The sequence below is a fragment of the Conyzicola nivalis genome (assembly GCF_040548875.1).
GTDB lineage: Bacteria > Actinomycetota > Actinomycetes > Actinomycetales > Microbacteriaceae > Conyzicola > Conyzicola nivalis_A.
In genome coordinates this window covers 922,108-938,923 of record NZ_JBEPSJ010000001.1, presented here as the reverse complement: position 1 = coordinate 938,923, position 16,816 = coordinate 922,108, and the positions used below count along the sequence as shown (strand labels likewise).

The 16,816-nt window shown below is 67.9% G+C and carries 16 protein-coding genes; 14 read left to right on the top strand and 2 right to left on the bottom strand.

Going from position 1 to position 16,816, the window contains the following annotated elements; genetic code table 11:
* The first annotated feature begins 36 nt into the window (after nucleotides 1-36).
* The 14 genes from ABIE21_RS04575 (at nucleotide 37) to ABIE21_RS04510 (ending at nucleotide 14,828) form a co-directional block, all read left to right on the top strand.
* Nucleotides 37-1,233, top strand: a complete 1,197-nt coding sequence (locus tag ABIE21_RS04575; RefSeq protein WP_354023592.1) for a Fic family protein — start codon at nucleotides 37-39, stop codon at nucleotides 1,231-1,233.
* 10 nt (nucleotides 1,234-1,243) lie between these two features.
* A complete protein-coding gene (gene thrS, locus ABIE21_RS04570) occupies nucleotides 1,244-3,223 on the top strand; it encodes a threonine--tRNA ligase (RefSeq protein ID WP_354023591.1) in 1,980 nt (659 codons plus the stop codon).
* Nucleotides 3,223-3,780: an HIT family protein gene (locus ABIE21_RS04565; protein WP_354023590.1), complete on the top strand. Its 558-nt coding sequence runs from the start codon at nucleotides 3,223-3,225 to the stop codon at nucleotides 3,778-3,780. Before thrS ends, ABIE21_RS04565 begins: the two co-directional genes overlap by 1 nt.
* Before the next feature lie 88 nt (nucleotides 3,781-3,868).
* Nucleotides 3,869-4,771 (top strand): pyridoxal 5'-phosphate synthase lyase subunit PdxS, encoded by a 903-nt coding sequence (gene pdxS, locus ABIE21_RS04560; protein WP_354023589.1) that lies wholly within the window; start codon nucleotides 3,869-3,871, stop codon nucleotides 4,769-4,771.
* Entirely contained in the window at nucleotides 4,761-5,378 is a 618-nt protein-coding gene (gene pdxT / locus ABIE21_RS04555; RefSeq protein WP_354023588.1) for a pyridoxal 5'-phosphate synthase glutaminase subunit PdxT, read from the top strand. The genes pdxS and pdxT overlap by 11 nt, the downstream gene beginning before the upstream one ends.
* A 17-nt stretch (nucleotides 5,379-5,395) precedes the next feature.
* The gene (locus ABIE21_RS04550; protein WP_354023587.1) at nucleotides 5,396-5,998 is read left to right on the top strand and encodes a hypothetical protein; all 603 of its coding nucleotides are present in this window, start codon (nucleotides 5,396-5,398) and stop codon (nucleotides 5,996-5,998) included.
* Nucleotides 5,999-6,042: 44 nt separating this feature from the next.
* On the top strand, nucleotides 6,043-6,801 hold the full coding sequence (locus ABIE21_RS04545; protein ID WP_354023586.1) for a YebC/PmpR family DNA-binding transcriptional regulator: 759 nt from the start codon (nucleotides 6,043-6,045) through the stop codon (nucleotides 6,799-6,801).
* A gap of 3 nt (nucleotides 6,802-6,804) precedes the next feature.
* Nucleotides 6,805-7,440 (top strand): crossover junction endodeoxyribonuclease RuvC, encoded by a 636-nt coding sequence (gene ruvC / locus ABIE21_RS04540; protein WP_354023585.1) that lies wholly within the window; start codon nucleotides 6,805-6,807, stop codon nucleotides 7,438-7,440.
* The gene (ruvA, locus tag ABIE21_RS04535) at nucleotides 7,437-8,051 is read left to right on the top strand and encodes a Holliday junction branch migration protein RuvA (RefSeq protein WP_354023584.1); all 615 of its coding nucleotides are present in this window, start codon (nucleotides 7,437-7,439) and stop codon (nucleotides 8,049-8,051) included. Before ruvC ends, ruvA begins: the two co-directional genes overlap by 4 nt.
* Nucleotides 8,048-9,076 (top strand): Holliday junction branch migration DNA helicase RuvB, encoded by a 1,029-nt coding sequence (ruvB, locus tag ABIE21_RS04530; protein WP_354023583.1) that lies wholly within the window; start codon nucleotides 8,048-8,050, stop codon nucleotides 9,074-9,076. Before ruvA ends, ruvB begins: the two co-directional genes overlap by 4 nt.
* Before the next feature lie 102 nt (nucleotides 9,077-9,178).
* Nucleotides 9,179-9,682: a preprotein translocase subunit YajC gene (locus ABIE21_RS04525; RefSeq protein WP_354023582.1), complete on the top strand. Its 504-nt coding sequence runs from the start codon at nucleotides 9,179-9,181 to the stop codon at nucleotides 9,680-9,682.
* A 91-nt stretch (nucleotides 9,683-9,773) separates the two neighbouring features.
* Nucleotides 9,774-11,513 carry a protein translocase subunit SecD gene (gene secD, locus ABIE21_RS04520; protein ID WP_354023581.1) on the top strand — a complete coding sequence of 580 codons (1,740 nt, stop codon included), beginning with the start codon at nucleotides 9,774-9,776 and terminating at the stop codon, nucleotides 11,511-11,513.
* The gene (gene secF / locus ABIE21_RS04515) at nucleotides 11,513-12,544 is read left to right on the top strand and encodes a protein translocase subunit SecF (RefSeq protein WP_354023580.1); all 1,032 of its coding nucleotides are present in this window, start codon (nucleotides 11,513-11,515) and stop codon (nucleotides 12,542-12,544) included. Before secD ends, secF begins: the two co-directional genes overlap by 1 nt.
* A gap of 31 nt (nucleotides 12,545-12,575) precedes the next feature.
* Nucleotides 12,576-14,828, top strand: a complete 2,253-nt coding sequence (locus tag ABIE21_RS04510) for a RelA/SpoT family protein (RefSeq protein WP_354023579.1) — start codon at nucleotides 12,576-12,578, stop codon at nucleotides 14,826-14,828.
* 24 nt (nucleotides 14,829-14,852) lie between these two features.
* Here ABIE21_RS04510 and ABIE21_RS04505 read toward each other — a convergent pair whose 3' ends face one another.
* Nucleotides 14,853-15,404, bottom strand: coding sequence for a hypothetical protein (locus ABIE21_RS04505; RefSeq protein WP_354023578.1), 552 nt, complete (start codon nucleotides 15,402-15,404; stop codon nucleotides 14,853-14,855).
* A gap of 93 nt (nucleotides 15,405-15,497) precedes the next feature.
* Complete coding sequence (locus ABIE21_RS04500; protein WP_354023577.1) at nucleotides 15,498-16,730, bottom strand: DUF349 domain-containing protein; 1,233 nt, start codon at nucleotides 16,728-16,730, stop codon at nucleotides 15,498-15,500.
* Nucleotides 16,731-16,816: the final 86 nt, after the last annotated feature.

The following is a 16,816-nucleotide window of genomic DNA, read 5'->3' as shown; positions in this document are numbered from 1 at the left end:
TATGGTTACAGCGCTAACCGTTGCTAAAATGGCGTCATGATCACGAATGTCTGGCCGGCCGTCGGGATGGAAGAGCATTCCTGGGTCTCGTCCGCCGGTCCGGGTTCGACCTCCCGGCGGCAGGCACTGCGCGCCCGCGGCCCGTACGAGGCCGCCGTTCCCGCGGAGATCGCCGCGCTGACCCCGGCGATTCCGGTCGAAACGGCGGCGGCTGCGGAGGACGCGACGACCGAGATCGTGCGCTTCGACGCCGAGGTGGGGGCGATCGCCGCCCCGTTCCCGGCGATCCTGCTGCGCAGCGAGAGCGCGTCGAGCTCGGAGATCGAGAACCTGACGAGCGGCGCGAGGGCGATAGCGCTGGCGGAGGTCTCGACCAGGGACACCCCGAACGCCCGCCTCATCGTGTCCAACGTGCGGGCCATGGAGGCGGCGATCGCGCTCTCCGACGACCTCGACACCGGGATGATCGTCGAGATGCAGCGGGTGCTGCTCGAAGACAGCCGCGTCGAGGTCACCGGCGGCTTCCGCGGCGAACAGGTGTGGATCGGGGGAGCGGGCAACAGCCCGCACGGCGCGGACTACGTCGCCCCGCACGCCGACCGGGTCGGCGCGCTCATGAGCGACGTCATGCGGTTCGCGCGCCGCACCGATCTGCCGGTGCTGCAGCAGGTGGCGATCGCGCACGCCCAGTTCGAGACGATCCACCCGTTCTCCGACGGCAACGGACGCACCGGCCGCGCCCTCGTGCAGGCGATGATGCGCCGTCACGGGCTCACACGCCACGTCACGGTGCCCGTCTCCGCCGGTCTGCTCGCCGACACCCGGCGCTACTTCGCCGCCCTCGACGCGTACCGCGCGGGAGACCTCGTGCCCATCGTCGAGGCCTTCGCCGAGGCGGCATTCGCAGCGGTGGGCAACGGGCGCGAACTGGTTGCCGACCTGACGGCGGTCTCTGCGCGGTGGAACACGGTCACGTCGGCGCGGTCCGGCTCCGCCGGCAGGCGGCTGCTCGACGTCCTGCAGCGCCAGCCCGTCGTCAACACCGGCGCGGTCGCCCTCGCCCTCGGCCTCGCACCGGTCAACGCACAGGCCGGGATCGACCGGCTCGTCGGCGACGGGATCCTGCGTCAGATCGGTTCGGCGTCGCGCAACCGGTACTGGGAGGCGCCCGACGTGCTCGACGCCCTCGACGCTTTCGCTGCGCGCGCCAAGCGCTCCGCGCGGCGGCACTAAAGTTGTCAGAATGAGTGACCAGAAAACAGGATTCGACCTATTCACCGAGCGCAGCATCGTTGCCATGCGCGTCAATGGCGAATTGAGGGACCTGGCCACTACCGTGAGCGAGACCGACACCGTCGAGCCCGTCGAGATCTCCAGCCCCGACGGGCTGAACATCCTCCGCCACTCCGCAGCCCACGTCATGGCGCAGGCCGTGCAGTCGATCAACCCCGAGGCGAAGCTCGGCATCGGCCCGCCCGTCACCGACGGCTTCTACTACGACTTCGACGTCGAGACGCCGTTCACCCCGGAAGACGTGAAGGCCATCGACAAGGCCATGGAACGCATCGTCAAACAGGGCCAGCGCTTCCAGCGTCGTGTGGTTACCGCCGATGCGGCGAGGATCGAGCTCGCGAACGAGCCGTACAAGCTCGAGCTCATCGGACTCAAGGGCGGCGCGGACGGCGCTGCCGAGGCCATCGAGCTCGGCACCGACAACGAGAGCGTCGAGGTCGGCGGCGCCGAGCTCACGATCTACGACAACGTCGACGCGAAGACCGGAGAGGTCTACTGGAGCGACCTGTGCCGCGGCCCGCACCTGCCGTCAACCCGTCTCATCGGCAACGGCTGGTCACTGCAGCGCACCGCGGCCGCCTACTGGCGCGGCTCGGAGAAGAACAAGCAGCTGCAGCGCATCTACGGCACCGCCTGGGCGACGAAGGACGAGCTGCGCGCCTACCAGTCGCGACTCGAGGAGGCCGCCAAGCGCGACCACCGCAAGCTCGGCCAGGAACTCGACCTGTTCTCGTTCCCGGAGGAGATCGGTTCCGGGCTCGCGGTCTTCCACCCCAAGGGCGGCATCATCCGCGCCGAGATCGAGAACTACATGCGCGAGCGCCTGCTCGCCCACGGCTACGACCTCGTCAACACGCCGCACATCACCAAGGGCCACCTGTTCGAGACCAGCCAGCACCTCAACTGGTACCGCGAGGGCATGTTCCCGCCCATGCATCTCGACGAGGAGGTCGACGCGGAGGGCAACGTCACTCGCCAGGGCCAGGACTACTACCTCAAGCCCATGAACTGCCCGATGCACAACCTCATCTTCAAGGCGCGCGGCCGCAGCTACCGCGAGCTCCCGCTGCGCCTCGCCGAGTTCGGCACCGTCTACCGCTATGAGAAGAGCGGCACCCTCCAGGGCCTCACGCGGGTGCGCGGCCTCACCCAGGACGACGCCCACATCTACGTCACGCAGGACCAGGTGAAGGACGAGGTCGCGAGCCAGCTCGAGTTCGTCTTCGAGACCCTGCGCGGATACGGCCTCACCGACTTCTACCTCGAACTGTCGACCCGCGACCCCGCGAAGTCGGTCGGCACCGACGAGCAGTGGGATGCGGCGACCGACACCCTGCGCGAGGTAGCGGAGGCCTCCGGGCTCGAGCTCGTCGCCGACCCGGGGGGAGCCGCCTTCTACGGACCGAAGATCTCCGTGCAGGCGCGCGACGCGATCGGACGCACCTGGCAGCTCTCGACCGTGCAGCTCGACTTCAACCAGCCCGAACTGTTCGACCTGGAGTTCACCGCTTCCGACGGCACCCGCCAGCAGCCGGTGATGATCCACCGCGCCCTCCTCGGCTCGATCGAACGCTTCTTCGCCATCCTGCTCGAGCACTACGCCGGAGCGTTCCCCGTCTGGCTGTCGCCCGTGCAGGTGATCGGCATCCCCGTCGCCGAGCAGTACGAGGACTACCTGTGGGAGGTCCTCGCGAAGCTCAAGGCGAAGGGTGTGCGCGTCGAGCTCGACTCCTCGAGCGACCGTATGCCGAAGAAGATCCGCAACGCCACGCTGCAGAAGGTCCCGTTCCAGCTCATCGCGGGAGAGGACGACCGCGCGAACAACGCGGTCAGCTTCCGCTTCCGCGACGGACACCAGGAGAACGGCATCCCCGTCGAGCAGGCGATCGACCGCATCCTCGAGGCGATCACGACGAAGGCCCAGGTCTAGTGAAGGACTACGACGGAACCGAATACGAGAACGTCGAGTCACTCGACGACTTCGCTGCGGTTCCCGACGCGTTCCAGCGACTGTGGACCCCGCACCGCATCGCCTACATCCAGGCCGGTCAGAAGCCCGGCACCGACGTGTGCCCGTTCTGCATCGCACCCACGCTGAGCGACGAGCAGGCGCTCATCGTCGCTCGCGGAACGCACGCCTACGTGCTGCTCAACCTGTTCCCCTACAACAGCGGCCACCTGCTGGTCGTGCCGTACCGCCACGTGTCGACGTACGACCACGCGGACGATGCGGAAGTCGCCGAGATCGCCAGCCTCACCCAGATCGCCATGCGCGTGCTCACGGCGACGTCGGGTGCCCACGGCTTCAATATCGGGATGAACCAGGGCGAGGTCGCCGGCGCGGGAATCGCCGACCACCTGCACCAGCACGTCGTGCCCCGGTGGTCGCAGGACGCGAACTTCTTCCCCATCATCGCGGGCACCAAGGCGCTGCCCCGTCTGCTCGGCGACGTGCGGGCCGAGGTCGCCGCAGCCTGGCCCGTCTGAGCCAACGAAAGCCTGAGCCAACGAAAGCCTGAGCCGACGAAAGCCTGGCCCCACTCTCCTCTCCACCGCACCAGTAGAATTAGGAACCATGAGCACTAGCGAAACGACAGACCAGCAGGGCACCAGCCGCGTCAAGCGTGGACTGGCCGAGATGCTGAAGGGCGGCGTCATCATGGACGTCGTCAACGCCGAGCAGGCGAAGATCGCCGAGGATGCAGGAGCCGTCGCCGTCATGGCGCTCGAGCGCGTCCCTGCCGACATCCGCTCTCAGGGCGGCGTCGCCCGCATGAGCGACCCCGACCTGATCGACGGCATCATCGAGGCCGTGTCGATCCCGGTCATGGCGAAGGCGCGCATCGGCCACTTCGTCGAGGCGCAGATCCTTCAGTCGCTCAAGGTCGACTACATCGACGAGTCGGAAGTGCTGAGCCCCGCCGACTACGTCAACCACATCGACAAGTGGCAGTTCAACGTGCCGTTCGTCTGCGGCGCGACCAACCTCGGCGAGGCGCTGCGTCGCATCAACGAGGGAGCGGCCATGATCCGCTCCAAGGGCGAGGCAGGCACCGGCGACGTCTCGGAGGCGACCAAGCACATCCGCACCATCAAGGGCGAGATCGCCGCGCTGTCGGCCAAGACCCACGACGAGCTCTACGTCGCGGCGAAGGAGCTGCAGGCGCCGTACGAGCTCGTGCTCGAAATCGCCCGCACCGGCAAGCTGCCCGTCGTGCTGTTCACCGCCGGCGGAGTCGCGACTCCCGCCGACGCCGCGCTCATGATGCAGCTCGGCGCAGACGGCGTGTTCGTCGGCTCGGGGATCTTCAAGTCGGGCAACCCGGCGCAGCGCGCGGCAGCGATCGTGAAGGCGACCACGTTCTTCGACGACGCCGACGTGATCGCCCAGGCGTCGCGTGGCCTCGGCGAGGCCATGGTGGGCATCAACGTCGCCGACCTCGCGGCACCGCACCGCCTCGCCGAGCGTGGCTGGTAACCGCTCGCGCAGCCAGTCCACCGCACCGATCGGGGTTCTCGCCCTGCAGGGCGACTTCCGCGAACACCTCGCGGTCTTCGAGGAACTCGGTGCCGACGCGATCCCCGTGCGTCGGCCCGAGGACCTCGAGCGGGTGAGCGGACTCGTCATCCCCGGGGGTGAGTCGAGCGTGATGGACAAGCTCAGCCGTCTCTTCGGTCTGGCCGACCCGCTGAAGTCCGCCGTGGCATCCGGACTGCCCGTCTTCGGCACGTGCGCCGGTCTCATCATGCTCGCCGATTCGGTTCTCGACGCGATCGACGGACAGCAGACTCTGGGCGGTTTCGACGTGACCGTGCGTCGCAACGCCTTCGGCTCGCAACTCGACTCGTTCGAGACCGACCTCGACGTACCGGCGCTCGGCGAACCCGCGGTTCACGCCGTCTTCATCCGCGCGCCGGTGGTCGAGCGCGTCGGAGACGCCGTGACGGTGCTCTCCGCCCTCGATGACGGCCGGATCGTCGCGATCGAGCAGGGCAACCTGCTCGGCACGGCCTTCCACCCGGAGATCACGGGGGAGACCCGGTTCCACGAGTACTTCCTCGAGAAGGTGCGCACCCGCGCCTGACCGGCGATCATGGGGGAATGAAGCCGTACTCAGACTTTGCCGCCCACCGCTCCCGCCAGATCACCGTCGACGTGCTCGCTGTGGCGGCGATCGCCGCGTGGATCTGGCTGGGCGCCTTCGTCTACTCGCTCGTGATCGGCCTCACCGACTTCGGCGTGCAGATGGAGCAGGCGGGCGCGGGCTTCAGATCGACGATGACCGACGTCGGCGACAACCTGGGCGGCGTGCCGCTGATCGGCGGCGGCATCCGCGGTCCCTTCGACAGCGCCAGTTCGGCGGGCGCGACCCTCGAGTCCGCCGGGCAGAGCCAGCAGGCGGCGGTCGCCGACCTCGCAACCGGGCTCGGCTGGGGCATCGCCCTCGTGCCCGTGCTGATGATCCTCGTGATCTGGCTCGTGCCGCGCCTCCGCTTCATGCGCCGCGCGGGGCAGGCCCGCACGCTCGCGCGCTCCGGCGTCGCGCTCGACCTGCTCGCCCTCCGCGCGCTCACGAACCAGCGGCTCCCCGAACTCGCCGCCGTCGACAGCGACCCGACCGCGGCGTGGCGGCGTGGTGACGCCACCGTGATGCGCGCCCTCGCCGCTCTCGAACTCAAGTCGGCGGGAGTGCGGCTCACCTGAGTGGCTGGCAGCCCGCGGCCGCCTCGTTGGCTAGAATATTCAGCATGTCAGGCCACTCCAAATGGGCAACCACCAAGCACAAGAAGGCGATCACCGATTCGCGCCGTGCAAAGTCGTTCGCCAAACTCATCAAGAACATCGAAGTCGCAGCCAAGATGGGCGGTGCAGACCTCTCGGGCAACCCGACCCTGGTCGACGCCATCCAGAAGGCCAAGAAGACCTCGGTGCCCAACGACAACATCGACCGCGCCGTCAAGCGTGGAGCGGGACTCAGCGGTGAGTCTGTCGAGTACACCACCATCATCTACGAAGGCTACGCAGCCGGCGGAGTCGCGATGCTGATCGAGTGTCTCACCGACAACAAGAACCGTGCCGCCGCCGACGTGCGCGCCACGGTGACGCGCAACGGCGCCGCCATGGCCGACCCGGGCAGCGTCGCCTACAACTTCAGCCGCAAGGGTGTCATCTCGATCACGGCCGTCGACGGCGTCACCGAAGACGACATCCTCGAGGCGGTCCTCGACGCCGGAGCCGAAGAGGTCAAGAACCACGGCGGCGGCTTCGAGGTCATCACCGACCCCTCGCACCTCGTGTCCACGCGCACCGCTCTGCAGGAGGCCGGCATCGACTACGACTCGTCAGAGCTCGAGTTCGTGCCGAACCTCACGATCGACGTCGACGCCGAGACGGCCCGCAAGATCTTCCGTCTCATCGACGCGCTCGAAGACTCCGACGACGTGCAGAACATCTTCGCGAACTTCGCGATCACCGCCGAGGTCCAGGCCCAGCTGGACGAAGACTAAACGGTGTCGCTCCGGGTGCTGGGTGTCGATCCAGGACTGACCCGGTGCGGCGTGGGAGTGGTGGATGTCACGTCGACGCGTAAGGCGACGCTGGTGTACTTCGGAGTCATCCGCACCCCTCCGGAGATGGCCCTCGAGCAGCGTCTGCTGATCATCGGCGAGCAGCTCGGCGCTCTCATCGACCAGCACGCGCCGCACGCCGTCGCGCTCGAACGGGTGTTCGCTCAGCACAACCTGCGCACCGTGATGGGCACCGCCCAGGCCAGCGGCGTCGCGCTGCACATGGCCGCGTCGCGCGGGCTCGCGGTCGGCCTGCACACGCCCAGCGAGGTGAAGGCCGCCGTGACGGGCTACGGCTCGGCCGAGAAGGCCCAGGTCGGCACGATGGTCGCCAAGATCCTCGGCCTCGACGAGGTGCCGAAGCCGGCGGACGCCGCCGACGCTCTGGCGCTCGCCATCTGCCACGCGTGGCGCGGGGGAGTCGCGGCGGCGCGCGCTTCGACGGGCACCCCTTCGACAGGCTCAGGGAACGTGGGCGGCTCCCCTCCGACGGGTTCAGGGGCCGAGGGCGGGCTCACTCCGGCGCAGAGCGCGTGGCGCGCGGCCGAGTCGGCGGCCAAACGTAGGCTGGGTGCATGATTTCTTCCGTGCGGGGCACAGTGCTCGCCGTCCAGGGTTCCACCGCCGTCATCGAGGTCGGGGGTGTGGGGCTCGCCGTCCAGGTGACCCCGCGCCACGGGCTCACGCTGCGCGTCGGGTCCGAGGCGACGGTGCGCACCGCCCTCATCGTGCGTGAAGACGACCTCAGTCTGTTCGGATTCGCCGAGGCCGACGAACTGGTCGTGTTCGACCTGTTGCGCAGCGTCACCGGAGTCGGCCCCCGCAGCGCCATGGGGGTGCTCGCCGTGCTCGACCCCGACCAGATCGCGCGCGCCATCGCGTCAGAAGACGACGCCGCGTTCCGCAAGGTCTCCGGCATCGGGCCCAAGACCGCCAAGCTCATCGTCGTGTCGCTCGCCGGCAAGCTCGCCGTGTCGCCCGTGGCCCGCGCCGAGGCCACCCCCGAGGCCACTCCGGTGCGCGACAGCGTGCTCTCCGCCCTCGTCGGCCTCGGCTGGCCGGAGCGCACGGCCCTCGTCGCCGTCGACGACGCCCTCGCCTCCGCCACCGGCCTCGAGCGCGAGACCATGCCGAGCCTGCTCCGCCTCGCCCTCGCAGCCCTCGGACCGCAGCAGGTGGGCAGCAAATGAGCGCGGCAGAAGACATCGTGAGCTCCGAGCCCGAGTCCGACGCGGAACTCGCGTTCGAGGGGGCGCTGCGCCCGCAGTCGCTCGCCGAGTTCGTCGGCCAGCAGAAGGTGCGCGGCCAGCTCGAGCTGCTGCTCACCGCCGCCTCGATGCAGGGCCGCACGGCAGACCACATCCTCTTCGCCGGCCCGCCCGGCCTCGGCAAGACCACGCTCGCCATGATCGTCGCGCACGAGAGCGGCCGGCCGCTGCGCATGTCGAGCGGGCCGGCCATCCAGCACGCCGGCGACCTGGCCGCCGTACTCTCGTCCCTCGTGCCGGGCGAGGTGCTCTTCATCGACGAGATCCACCGCATGGCGCGTTCCGCAGAGGAGATGCTCTATCTGGCGATGGAGGACTTCCGTATCGACATCATGGTGGGCAAGGGCGCCGGGGCCACCTCGATCCCGCTCGACCTCGCGCCGTTCACGCTCGTCGGCGCCACCACCCGCTCCGGCATGCTGCCCAACCCGCTGCGCGACCGATTCGGATTCACCGCCCACCTCGAGTTCTACGAGACCAGCGAACTCGAGCAGGTGCTGGTGCGCGCGGCCTCGATGCTGCAGCTCGACATCGCGCGGCCCGCACTGCACGAGATCGCCGGCCGCAGCCGCGGCACGCCGCGCATCGCGAACCGGCTCCTGCGCCGGGTGCGCGACTACGCCATCGTGACCGGCGAGGGAGCAGGCATCGCCGCCGTGAACGCCGCCCTCGAGCTGTACGACGTCGACGAGCTCGGCCTCGACCGCCTCGACCGAGCGGTGATGAACATCGTGCTGAACCGCTTCGACGGGGGACCGGTAGGACTCAACACCCTGGCCGTATCCGTCGGTGAAGAGGCCGAGACGATCGAAGCCGTCGTCGAACCGTTCCTCGTGCGAATCGGACTCCTCATCCGCACTCCACGCGGCCGCGTCGCTACGCGGGAGGCATGGAAGCACTTCGGGCTCACAAAGCACAACCAGGGCCTCTTCGGGGATGACCTATAATTCACAGTGGCCCCACTTTCGTGCGCACAGATGCGCGCATACCATCGTCAGCCGACTCGCATAGACTGACGCGGCCCCCACGCACCCCCGAGAGGTTTTCCCATGAATGACACCCTTCTAAACATCGCGCTCGTCGTCGTACTCGCGCTGTTCGTCATCTACGCGTTCCGCAACAGCCGCAAGGCCAAGGCCAAGCAGGCCGAGCTCAAGGCGCAGATCGTTCCCGGCGTCGAGGTCATGACCAACTTCGGTCTCTTCGGCACGCTGGTGTCGGTCGACGAGATCAGCAACGTAGCCGAGATCGAGACCTCGCCCGGCAACATCGTGCGCGTGCACCGCCAGACGCTCGCCAAGGTCGTCACCGAGACCGAGGCCGTCGAAGGCGCTCCTCGCTCGGTCGAAGAGGCGATGGAGATCGCGAACCGCGAGGCGGAGGCCAGAGAGAAGGCCGGCGCACCCGAGTTCGGCGAGCTCTCCACGACGACCACCGCGGACGACACCGTCGTGGGCGACACCGTCGTCGGCGGCAAGACCGAAGACACCCCCGTCGTCGACGAGCCCGTCAAGAAGCCCGTTCGTCGCACGACCAAGAAGGTCGACGAGTAACCACTAGCCTTGGGTGCTGGCGTCCGCGAGGGCGCCAGCTTCGTGTCCGGCGCGACCGCGCTCGAACAGTCATAGAAAGCTGAGTCCGTACGTGGCAAGAACCACCCCGGTAAAGAAGGCCTGGCGTTCGCTGGCCTGGCTTGCCGTTCTCATCGCTGCACTGATCGGCGTCAACGGTATCGGGGTCGCCACCGCCGGCTGGTCGTGGACCCCGAAGCTCGCCCTCGACCTCGAGGGCGGTACGCAGATCGTCCTCGCCGCCCAGCTCGAGAGCGGCCAGGAGGTGTCGAGCGAGCAGCTCGACCAGGCCGTCTCGATCATCCGCCAGCGCATTGACGCCAGCGGCGTCTCCGAGGCCGAGATCACCACGCAGGGCAACCAGAACGTCGTCGTCTCCATCCCGGGCACGCCCGACCAGGCGACGCTCGACCGCATCCAGTCGTCGGCGAAGCTCGAGTTCCGCCCGGTGCTCGCCACCGAGGCCGCCACCACGAGCGCCGTCGGCGCCGACGGCACGACAGCGACCCCCGAGCCGACGGATCCAGCCGCACCGCCGCTCGAGTCGACGCCGAGCGTCTCTCCGACCGACGCGAGCGACGCCAACTGGATCACTCCCGCCCTGTCCGACCAGTACGCGAACTTCAACTGCGACGACCTCGACGCAGAGGGCGCCAACGTCGCTCCCGCCGACGAACCGCTCGTCACGTGCGACCCGACCGGCACCTACAAGTACATCCTCGGCCCGACAGAGGTCGCCGGCTCCACCATCAGCGACGCCTCCAGCGGCCTCGTCCTCAACAGCCAGGGCGTCAGCACGGGCGCCTGGGGCGTCAACATTGTCTTCAACTCCGAGGGCACCGACCAGTTCTCCGACGTGACGACGCGTCTCTTCGGCTACGGCGTCGGAGACCCGCGCAACCAGTTCGCGATCGTGCTCGACGGCCGTGTGATCTCGGCGCCGTCGACCAACGCGGCGATCACCGACGGCAAGCCGCAGATCAGCGGAAGCTTCACGCAGGAGGAGGCCAAGGCCCTCGCCGACCAGCTGAAGTTCGGCGCGTTGCCGATCGGCTTCCAGGTGCAGAGCTCCGAGGTCATCTCGTCGACGCTGGGTTCCGCGCAGCTGCAGAGCGGCCTCATCGCCGGGCTCATCGGGCTCATCCTCGTCTTCATCTACTCCTTCTTCCAATACCGGCTTCTCGGTCTGGTCACCGTCGCCTCGCTTTTCGTTGCCGCAGTCGTCACCTACTTCGTGATCGTGATCCTGTCGTGGCGCGAGGGCTACCGCCTGTCGCTCGCCGGAGTGGCCGGCCTGATCGTGGCCATCGGATTCACGGCCGACTCGTTCATCGTCTACTTCGAGCGCATCCGCGACGAGCTGCGCGACGGTCGCGCGCTCGTGTCGGCGGTCGAGGCCGGCTGGAAGCGCGCGTTGCGCACCATCTTCGCCGCGAAGGCCGTCAACCTGCTCTCCGCCGTCGTGCTGTTCGTGCTCGCCGTCGGCAACGTCCGCGGCTTCGCGCTCACGCTCGGAATCACGACGATCATCGACGTGATCATCGTGGTGCTCTTCACCCACCCCGTGCTGCAGCTGCTCGCGACGACGAAGTACTTCTCCAGCGGGCACCCGCTCAGCGGGCTCGACCCGAACGCACTTGGAGCCGTCTACCGTGGGCGCGCGCAGTTCCGCACTCCCACCGTCACCACCAAGAGCGGTGCGAGCAAAGAGGCGGCACGACGCCAGACCATCGCCGAGCGCAAAGCGGCGGAACTCGCCGGCACGGGCTCGACCAAGACAGGCACCACCAAGGTTGACGGGAAGGATTCCTGATGGGCGGCATGGCCAAATTCGGCAACGATCTCTACACGGGGGCCCGGTCGTTCAACTTCGTCGGCAACCGCCGCATTTGGTACATCATCGCGGCGGTGATGATCCTGATCTCGATCATCGGCCCCGCCATCCGTGGCGGCTTCGTCTTCGGCATCGAGTTCCGCGGCGGATCCGAGTTCCAGGTCTCCGAGATCGCGAACCTCGACGAAGACCCGATCCAGAATCAGAATGTGGCGACCGAGACCGTGGAATCCGTGGTTCCGGATGCTTCGCCTCGCGTCACCACGGTCGGTGACAACGGCATCCGTGTCCAGACCGAGCAGCTCACTCAGAAGGAGTCCACCGAGCTCGCCGGCGCACTCGCCGAGACGTTCGACGTTCCCGCCACCCAGGTGACCTCGTCGTTCATCGGCCCGTCGTGGGGCGCAGACATCACGCAGTCCGCCATCCGCGCCCTCGTGGTGTTCATCATCCTCGCCGGCATCGTGATGGCCCTGTACTTCCGCACCTGGAAGATGTCGGTCGCCGCCATCGTCTCGCTGCTGCACGACATCATCATCACCGCGGGCGTGTACGGCATCCTCGGCTTCGAGATCACGCCGTCGGCGGTGATCGGGTTCCTCACGATCCTCGGCTATTCGCTCTACGACACGGTGGTGGTGTTCGACAAGATCCGTGAGAACACCGCGGAGGACGGCGACAACTCGAGCCGCACCTTCGGCGAGTCCGTCAACCTGGCGGTTAACCAGACCCTCGTGCGCTCGATCAACACCGGCGTGGTGGCCGCGCTGCCCGTCGGCGCGATCCTGTTCATCGGAGCAGTGGTGCTCGGGGCCGGAACCCTCCGCGACATCGCCCTCTCGCTGTTCATCGGCATTCTGGTCGGCACCTACTCGACGATCTTCATCGCCGCGCCGCTCTACGCGCAGCTGCGGGAGAACGAGCCGGACATCCTCAAGCGCACCAAGCGCCTGATGATCGCCCGCGGCGAGGCCAGCCAGAAGGTGTCAGTCACCGAGCCGACAGTCTGACGCGCGATTACAATTGGCGGATGAGGCGCGTATGACCGAGACAACACCCACCACGGCGTCTCTGCGCAGCCTGATTCCGCGGATCTTCTCGCGAGCCCAGCCCGCGGGTGCCGTCGACCGTCTCATCAAGACAGTGCGGCTGCACCACCCCAAAGCCGACATCGCCCTGATCGAACGCGCCTACGCCACCGCGGAGCTCGCCCACCGCGGGCAGAAGCGCCGCAGCGGCGAGCCGTACATCACCCACCCGGTCGCGGTCGCGCAGATCCTCGCCGACCTCGGCATCGGCTCGAAGACCGTGGCGGCGGCGCTGCTCCACGACACCGTCGAAGACACCGACTACGCGCTCGACGTGCTCCGACACGACTTCGGCGACGAGATCGCCATGCTCGTCGACGGCGTCACGAAGCTCGACAAGCTCAAGTACGGCGACAGCGCGCAAGCCGAGACGGTGCGCAAGATGGTCGTCGCGATGTCGAAGGACATCAGGGTGCTCGTCATCAAGCTCGCCGACCGCCTGCACAACGCCCGCACCTGGGGCTTCGTGAGCGAGGAGACGGCGACCCGCAAGGCGAAGGAGACCCTCGAGATCTACGCGCCCCTCGCGCACCGACTCGGAATCCAGACCATCAAGTGGGAGCTCGAAGACCTCTCCTTCTCGGTGCTCTACCCGAAGCTCTACGTCGAGATCGAGAGCCTCGTCCGACAGCGCACCCCGCAGCGCGAGGAGTTCGTGCAGCAGGTCATCGAGTCGGTGAACGACGATCTCAAGGCCGCGAAGATCAAGGGCTCCGTCGCCGGCCGGCCGAAACAGTACTACTCGATCTACCAGAAGATGATCGTGCGCGGCCGGGAGTTCGACGAGATCTACGACCTCGTCGGCATCCGCGTGCTCGTGAACTCCGTACGAGACTGCTACGCGGTCCTCGGATCGATCCACGCACGCTGGAACCCGATCCCCGGGCGTTTCAAGGACTACATCGCCACCCCGAAGTTCAACCTGTACCAGTCGCTGCACACCACGGTGATCGGACCGCAGGGCCGGCCGGTCGAGATCCAGATCCGCACCCAGGAGATGCACCAGCGCGCCGAGTTCGGCGTCGCGGCGCACTGGAAGTACAAGGAGCGCGTCAACGGCGGCCGCGGCGGTTCGACAGCCCTGCAGGACGACGGCGACATGGCCTGGCTCGCGCACATCTCCGACTGGGAGGCCGAGACCAGCGACCCCGACGAGTTCCTCGACTCGCTGCGCTTCGAGATCGGCGCGAAAGAGGTCTACGTCTTCACGCCGCAGGGCAAGGTCATCGGCCTGCCCGCCGGCGCGACCCCGGTCGACTTCGCCTACGCCGTGCACACCGAGATCGGCCACCGCACGATGGGCGCCAAGGTCAACGGCCGGCTGGTGCCGCTCGAGAGCGAGCTGAACAGCGGCGACTCGGTCGAGGTGTTCACCTCGAAGAACCCCGACTCCGGCCCCAGCCAGGACTGGCTCAACTTCGTCAAGTCCCCGCGCGCCCGCAGCAAGATCCGCGGCTGGTTCACCAAGGAACGTCGCGACGAGGCCATCGAGCAGGGCAGGGACTCCATCGCCCGCGCGATGCGCAAGCAGAACCTGCCCCTGCAGAAGCTGATGAGCCAGGACTCCTTCAACGACGTCGCCTCGCAGCTGCGCTACGAAGACGTCTCGGCGTTGTACGCCGCCGTCGGCGAGGGACACGTCTCGACCCAGTCGGTGATCGAGAAGGTCGTCGCGAGCATCGCGACAGAGGCCGACAACGAGGACTCAGAGCTCACATTCGCCTCGCAGCGCCGGTCGAGCAAGATGCGCAACGCCGACTCCGGCGTGCTGGTCCGCGGAGCCCCCGACATCCTCGTGAAGCTCGCGAAGTGCTGCACCCCGGTGCCCGGCGACGCGATCGTCGGCTTCGTGACCCGGGGCGCGGGCGTCTCGGTGCACCGCGGAGACTGCAAGAACGTCAAGGAGCTCATGACCGAGCCCGAGCGCATGATCGACGTGGAATGGGCGCCCTCCTCGAAGAGCCTGTTCCTCGTGCAGATCCAGGTCGAGGCACTCGACCGCTCCGGCCTGCTCTCCGACGTGACCCGCGTGCTCAGCGAGAACCACGTCAACATCCTCTCCGCCACCGTGTCCACGTCGAACCAGCGGCTGGCCATCTCGCGCTTCGTCTTCGAGATGGGCGACACCACACACCTCGACCGGGTGCTCAACGCCGTTCGGCGCATCGACGCCGTCTACGACGTGTACAGGGTGAACTCCGGGTAGGAGCCGGCACCACAGGCGCTTCGGCTAGGAGCTCGAGCACGCCCACCGCAGCCGCGCCAACGCGAGCTTCTTCGCCGGCAGATTGCGTCGGCGGTCGAGCGCCCGTGCGCAGTCGTCGAGGTCGAGGCCGGCGCCCGCGAGGAGCAGCCGCACGATTCCCGCCTCGGCCTCGGCGAACTCGGCGCTGAACCTCGCCAGATCGGTGACGGTGCGCAGGGGCGCCGTGACCCGTACCGATCCGAGCGCCACGATCTCGTCGTCGTCGATGACGACCTCCCGCACGACGCCGCGCTGCGGGATGTGCGCCCTGGCTCGGGCCCCGATGCTCGCGCAGAGCTGATGCCGGGCGGGGGAGTCGGGGGTCGCGCCCCACACCCAGGCGGCCGTGCGCTGCTCGGCGATGAGCCGGGGCGCCCACGCTCCGGCGAGGGCGGTCGCGCGCTGGAACGGACCGGTGTGCACGTCGATCGGGCTGAAGCATTCGTCGACCCCGACCAGCTCGCCGTCGAGTCGGGCGGCGCACAATTCGGCCAGCGGAAGGTCTCCGACACGCAGAACGGGGGCGAGGCTGGCCATACGACCATCCTGTGGTCGTGCGGCCGGCATCGCTCCCGTCCGGGTGAAACCGGTGCAGAGCGGCGGGCTGTGGAAAGACCGCCGCCTGTCCCGCTAGTTCTTGATCGCGCCGAGCCAGAGCTTGCGGGCGTCGAGCGCCTCCTGGGCCTCGGCGATCTTCTTCTTGTCGCCGTTCGCCTTGGCGTCGTCGAGCTCCCGCTCGAGCTTCGCGATGGCGTCCTGCAGCTGGCTCGCGAGCCCCTCGGACCGGGCCTGCTTCTCGGGGTTGCTCTTCTGCCAGTGGTCGTCGTCGAGCTTGCGCACGGCGGCCTCGACCTTGCGAAGGCGCTCGTCGACGGTCTTGACCTTGTCGCGCGGAACCTTGCCGATCTTGTCCCAGCGACGCTGGATCGACGTGAGCGTCTCCTTCGCCTTGACCCGGTCGGTAGCGGTCAGCAGCGGCTCGGCCTCGTCGAGGAGCTCGAGCTTGAGCGCGTAGTTGGCCTCGAACTCGACGTTGTCGACCGCCTCGACCTCGGACTTCGCCGAGTAGAGCTCGTCGCCCGCGGCCTTGAACTTCGCCCAGAGAGAGTCGTCGAGCTTCTTGCCGGCCCGGCCGGAGAGCTTCCACTCGTCGAGCAGCGCGCGGTACGCGGGGATGCCGTCGGCGCCCTTGCTGACGAGCGCCTCGGCCTTCTCTACGAGCTCCTGCTTGCGCGTGCGCGCGTCGCGGTGCACGGCGTCGAGTTCGGAGAAGAACGCCTTGCGGTGCGTGTCGATCGTGGAGCGTGCCGCGCGGAATCGCTTCCAGAGGTCGTTGCTCTCGTTCTTGGGAAGACGCGGGCCGTCGGCCTGGTGCTTCTGCCAGCGGGCGAAGATGTCGTCGATCGCCGCGGTGACCTGCTTCCACTGTGCCTTCGCGGGGTCCTGCGCTGCGAGCGTCTCGGCCTCGACGACGAGGGCGGTGCGTTCTGCGACGGCGGATGCGACCGCGGCCTTCGATTCCTCGTTCTGCTTCTCGGTGAGCTCGTTCACCGCGCCGCTGAGTGCCTCGAGGCGTCGCTGCAGCGACGCGAGGTCTCCGACGGCGTTCGCGGTGGCGATGGTGCCGGAGAGCGCCTTGACCGCCTTCGCGACGTCGGTCGCCGAGGCGGCACGCTTGGTGCGCTGCTCGAGCAGCGTCACCTGTCCGGCGAGCTCTACGTATTTGCGTTCGAAGTATGCGAGTGCTTCTTCGGGGCTGCCATCGGGGTACTGCCCAACGGCGCGTTCGCCGGATTCCTCGCGAACGTAGACAGTTCCTGTCTCGTCAACGCGTCCCCAGGGAGCCTGATCGTTTGATACCACGTGATTTCACCTTGCTTCTCGTGTCAGCGGCTGCTCACTGACCGGGAACCAGCCTATGCCACTGGCATCGTGCGCAAATATCGAAT

Excerpts from the sequence above, each read along its gene's own strand:
- ABIE21_RS04575 (WP_354023592.1), top strand. The coding sequence starts at position 37 with ATGATCACGAATGTCTGGCCGGCCGTCGGGATGGAAGAGCATTCCTGG.
- thrS (WP_354023591.1), top strand. The coding sequence starts at position 1,244 with ATGAGTGACCAGAAAACAGGATTCGACCTATTCACCGAGCGCAGCATC.
- pdxS (WP_354023589.1), top strand. The coding sequence starts at position 3,869 with ATGAGCACTAGCGAAACGACAGACCAGCAGGGCACCAGCCGCGTCAAG.
- ABIE21_RS04550 (WP_354023587.1), top strand. The coding sequence starts at position 5,396 with ATGAAGCCGTACTCAGACTTTGCCGCCCACCGCTCCCGCCAGATCACC.
- ABIE21_RS04545 (WP_354023586.1), top strand. The coding sequence starts at position 6,043 with ATGTCAGGCCACTCCAAATGGGCAACCACCAAGCACAAGAAGGCGATC.
- ruvA (WP_354023584.1), top strand. The coding sequence starts at position 7,437 with ATGATTTCTTCCGTGCGGGGCACAGTGCTCGCCGTCCAGGGTTCCACC.
- ruvB (WP_354023583.1), top strand. The coding sequence starts at position 8,048 with ATGAGCGCGGCAGAAGACATCGTGAGCTCCGAGCCCGAGTCCGACGCG.
- ABIE21_RS04525 (WP_354023582.1), top strand. The coding sequence starts at position 9,179 with ATGAATGACACCCTTCTAAACATCGCGCTCGTCGTCGTACTCGCGCTG.
- secF (WP_354023580.1), top strand. The coding sequence starts at position 11,513 with ATGGGCGGCATGGCCAAATTCGGCAACGATCTCTACACGGGGGCCCGG.
- ABIE21_RS04510 (WP_354023579.1), top strand. The coding sequence starts at position 12,576 with ATGACCGAGACAACACCCACCACGGCGTCTCTGCGCAGCCTGATTCCG.
- ABIE21_RS04505 (WP_354023578.1), bottom strand. The coding sequence starts at position 15,404 with ATGGCCAGCCTCGCCCCCGTTCTGCGTGTCGGAGACCTTCCGCTGGCC.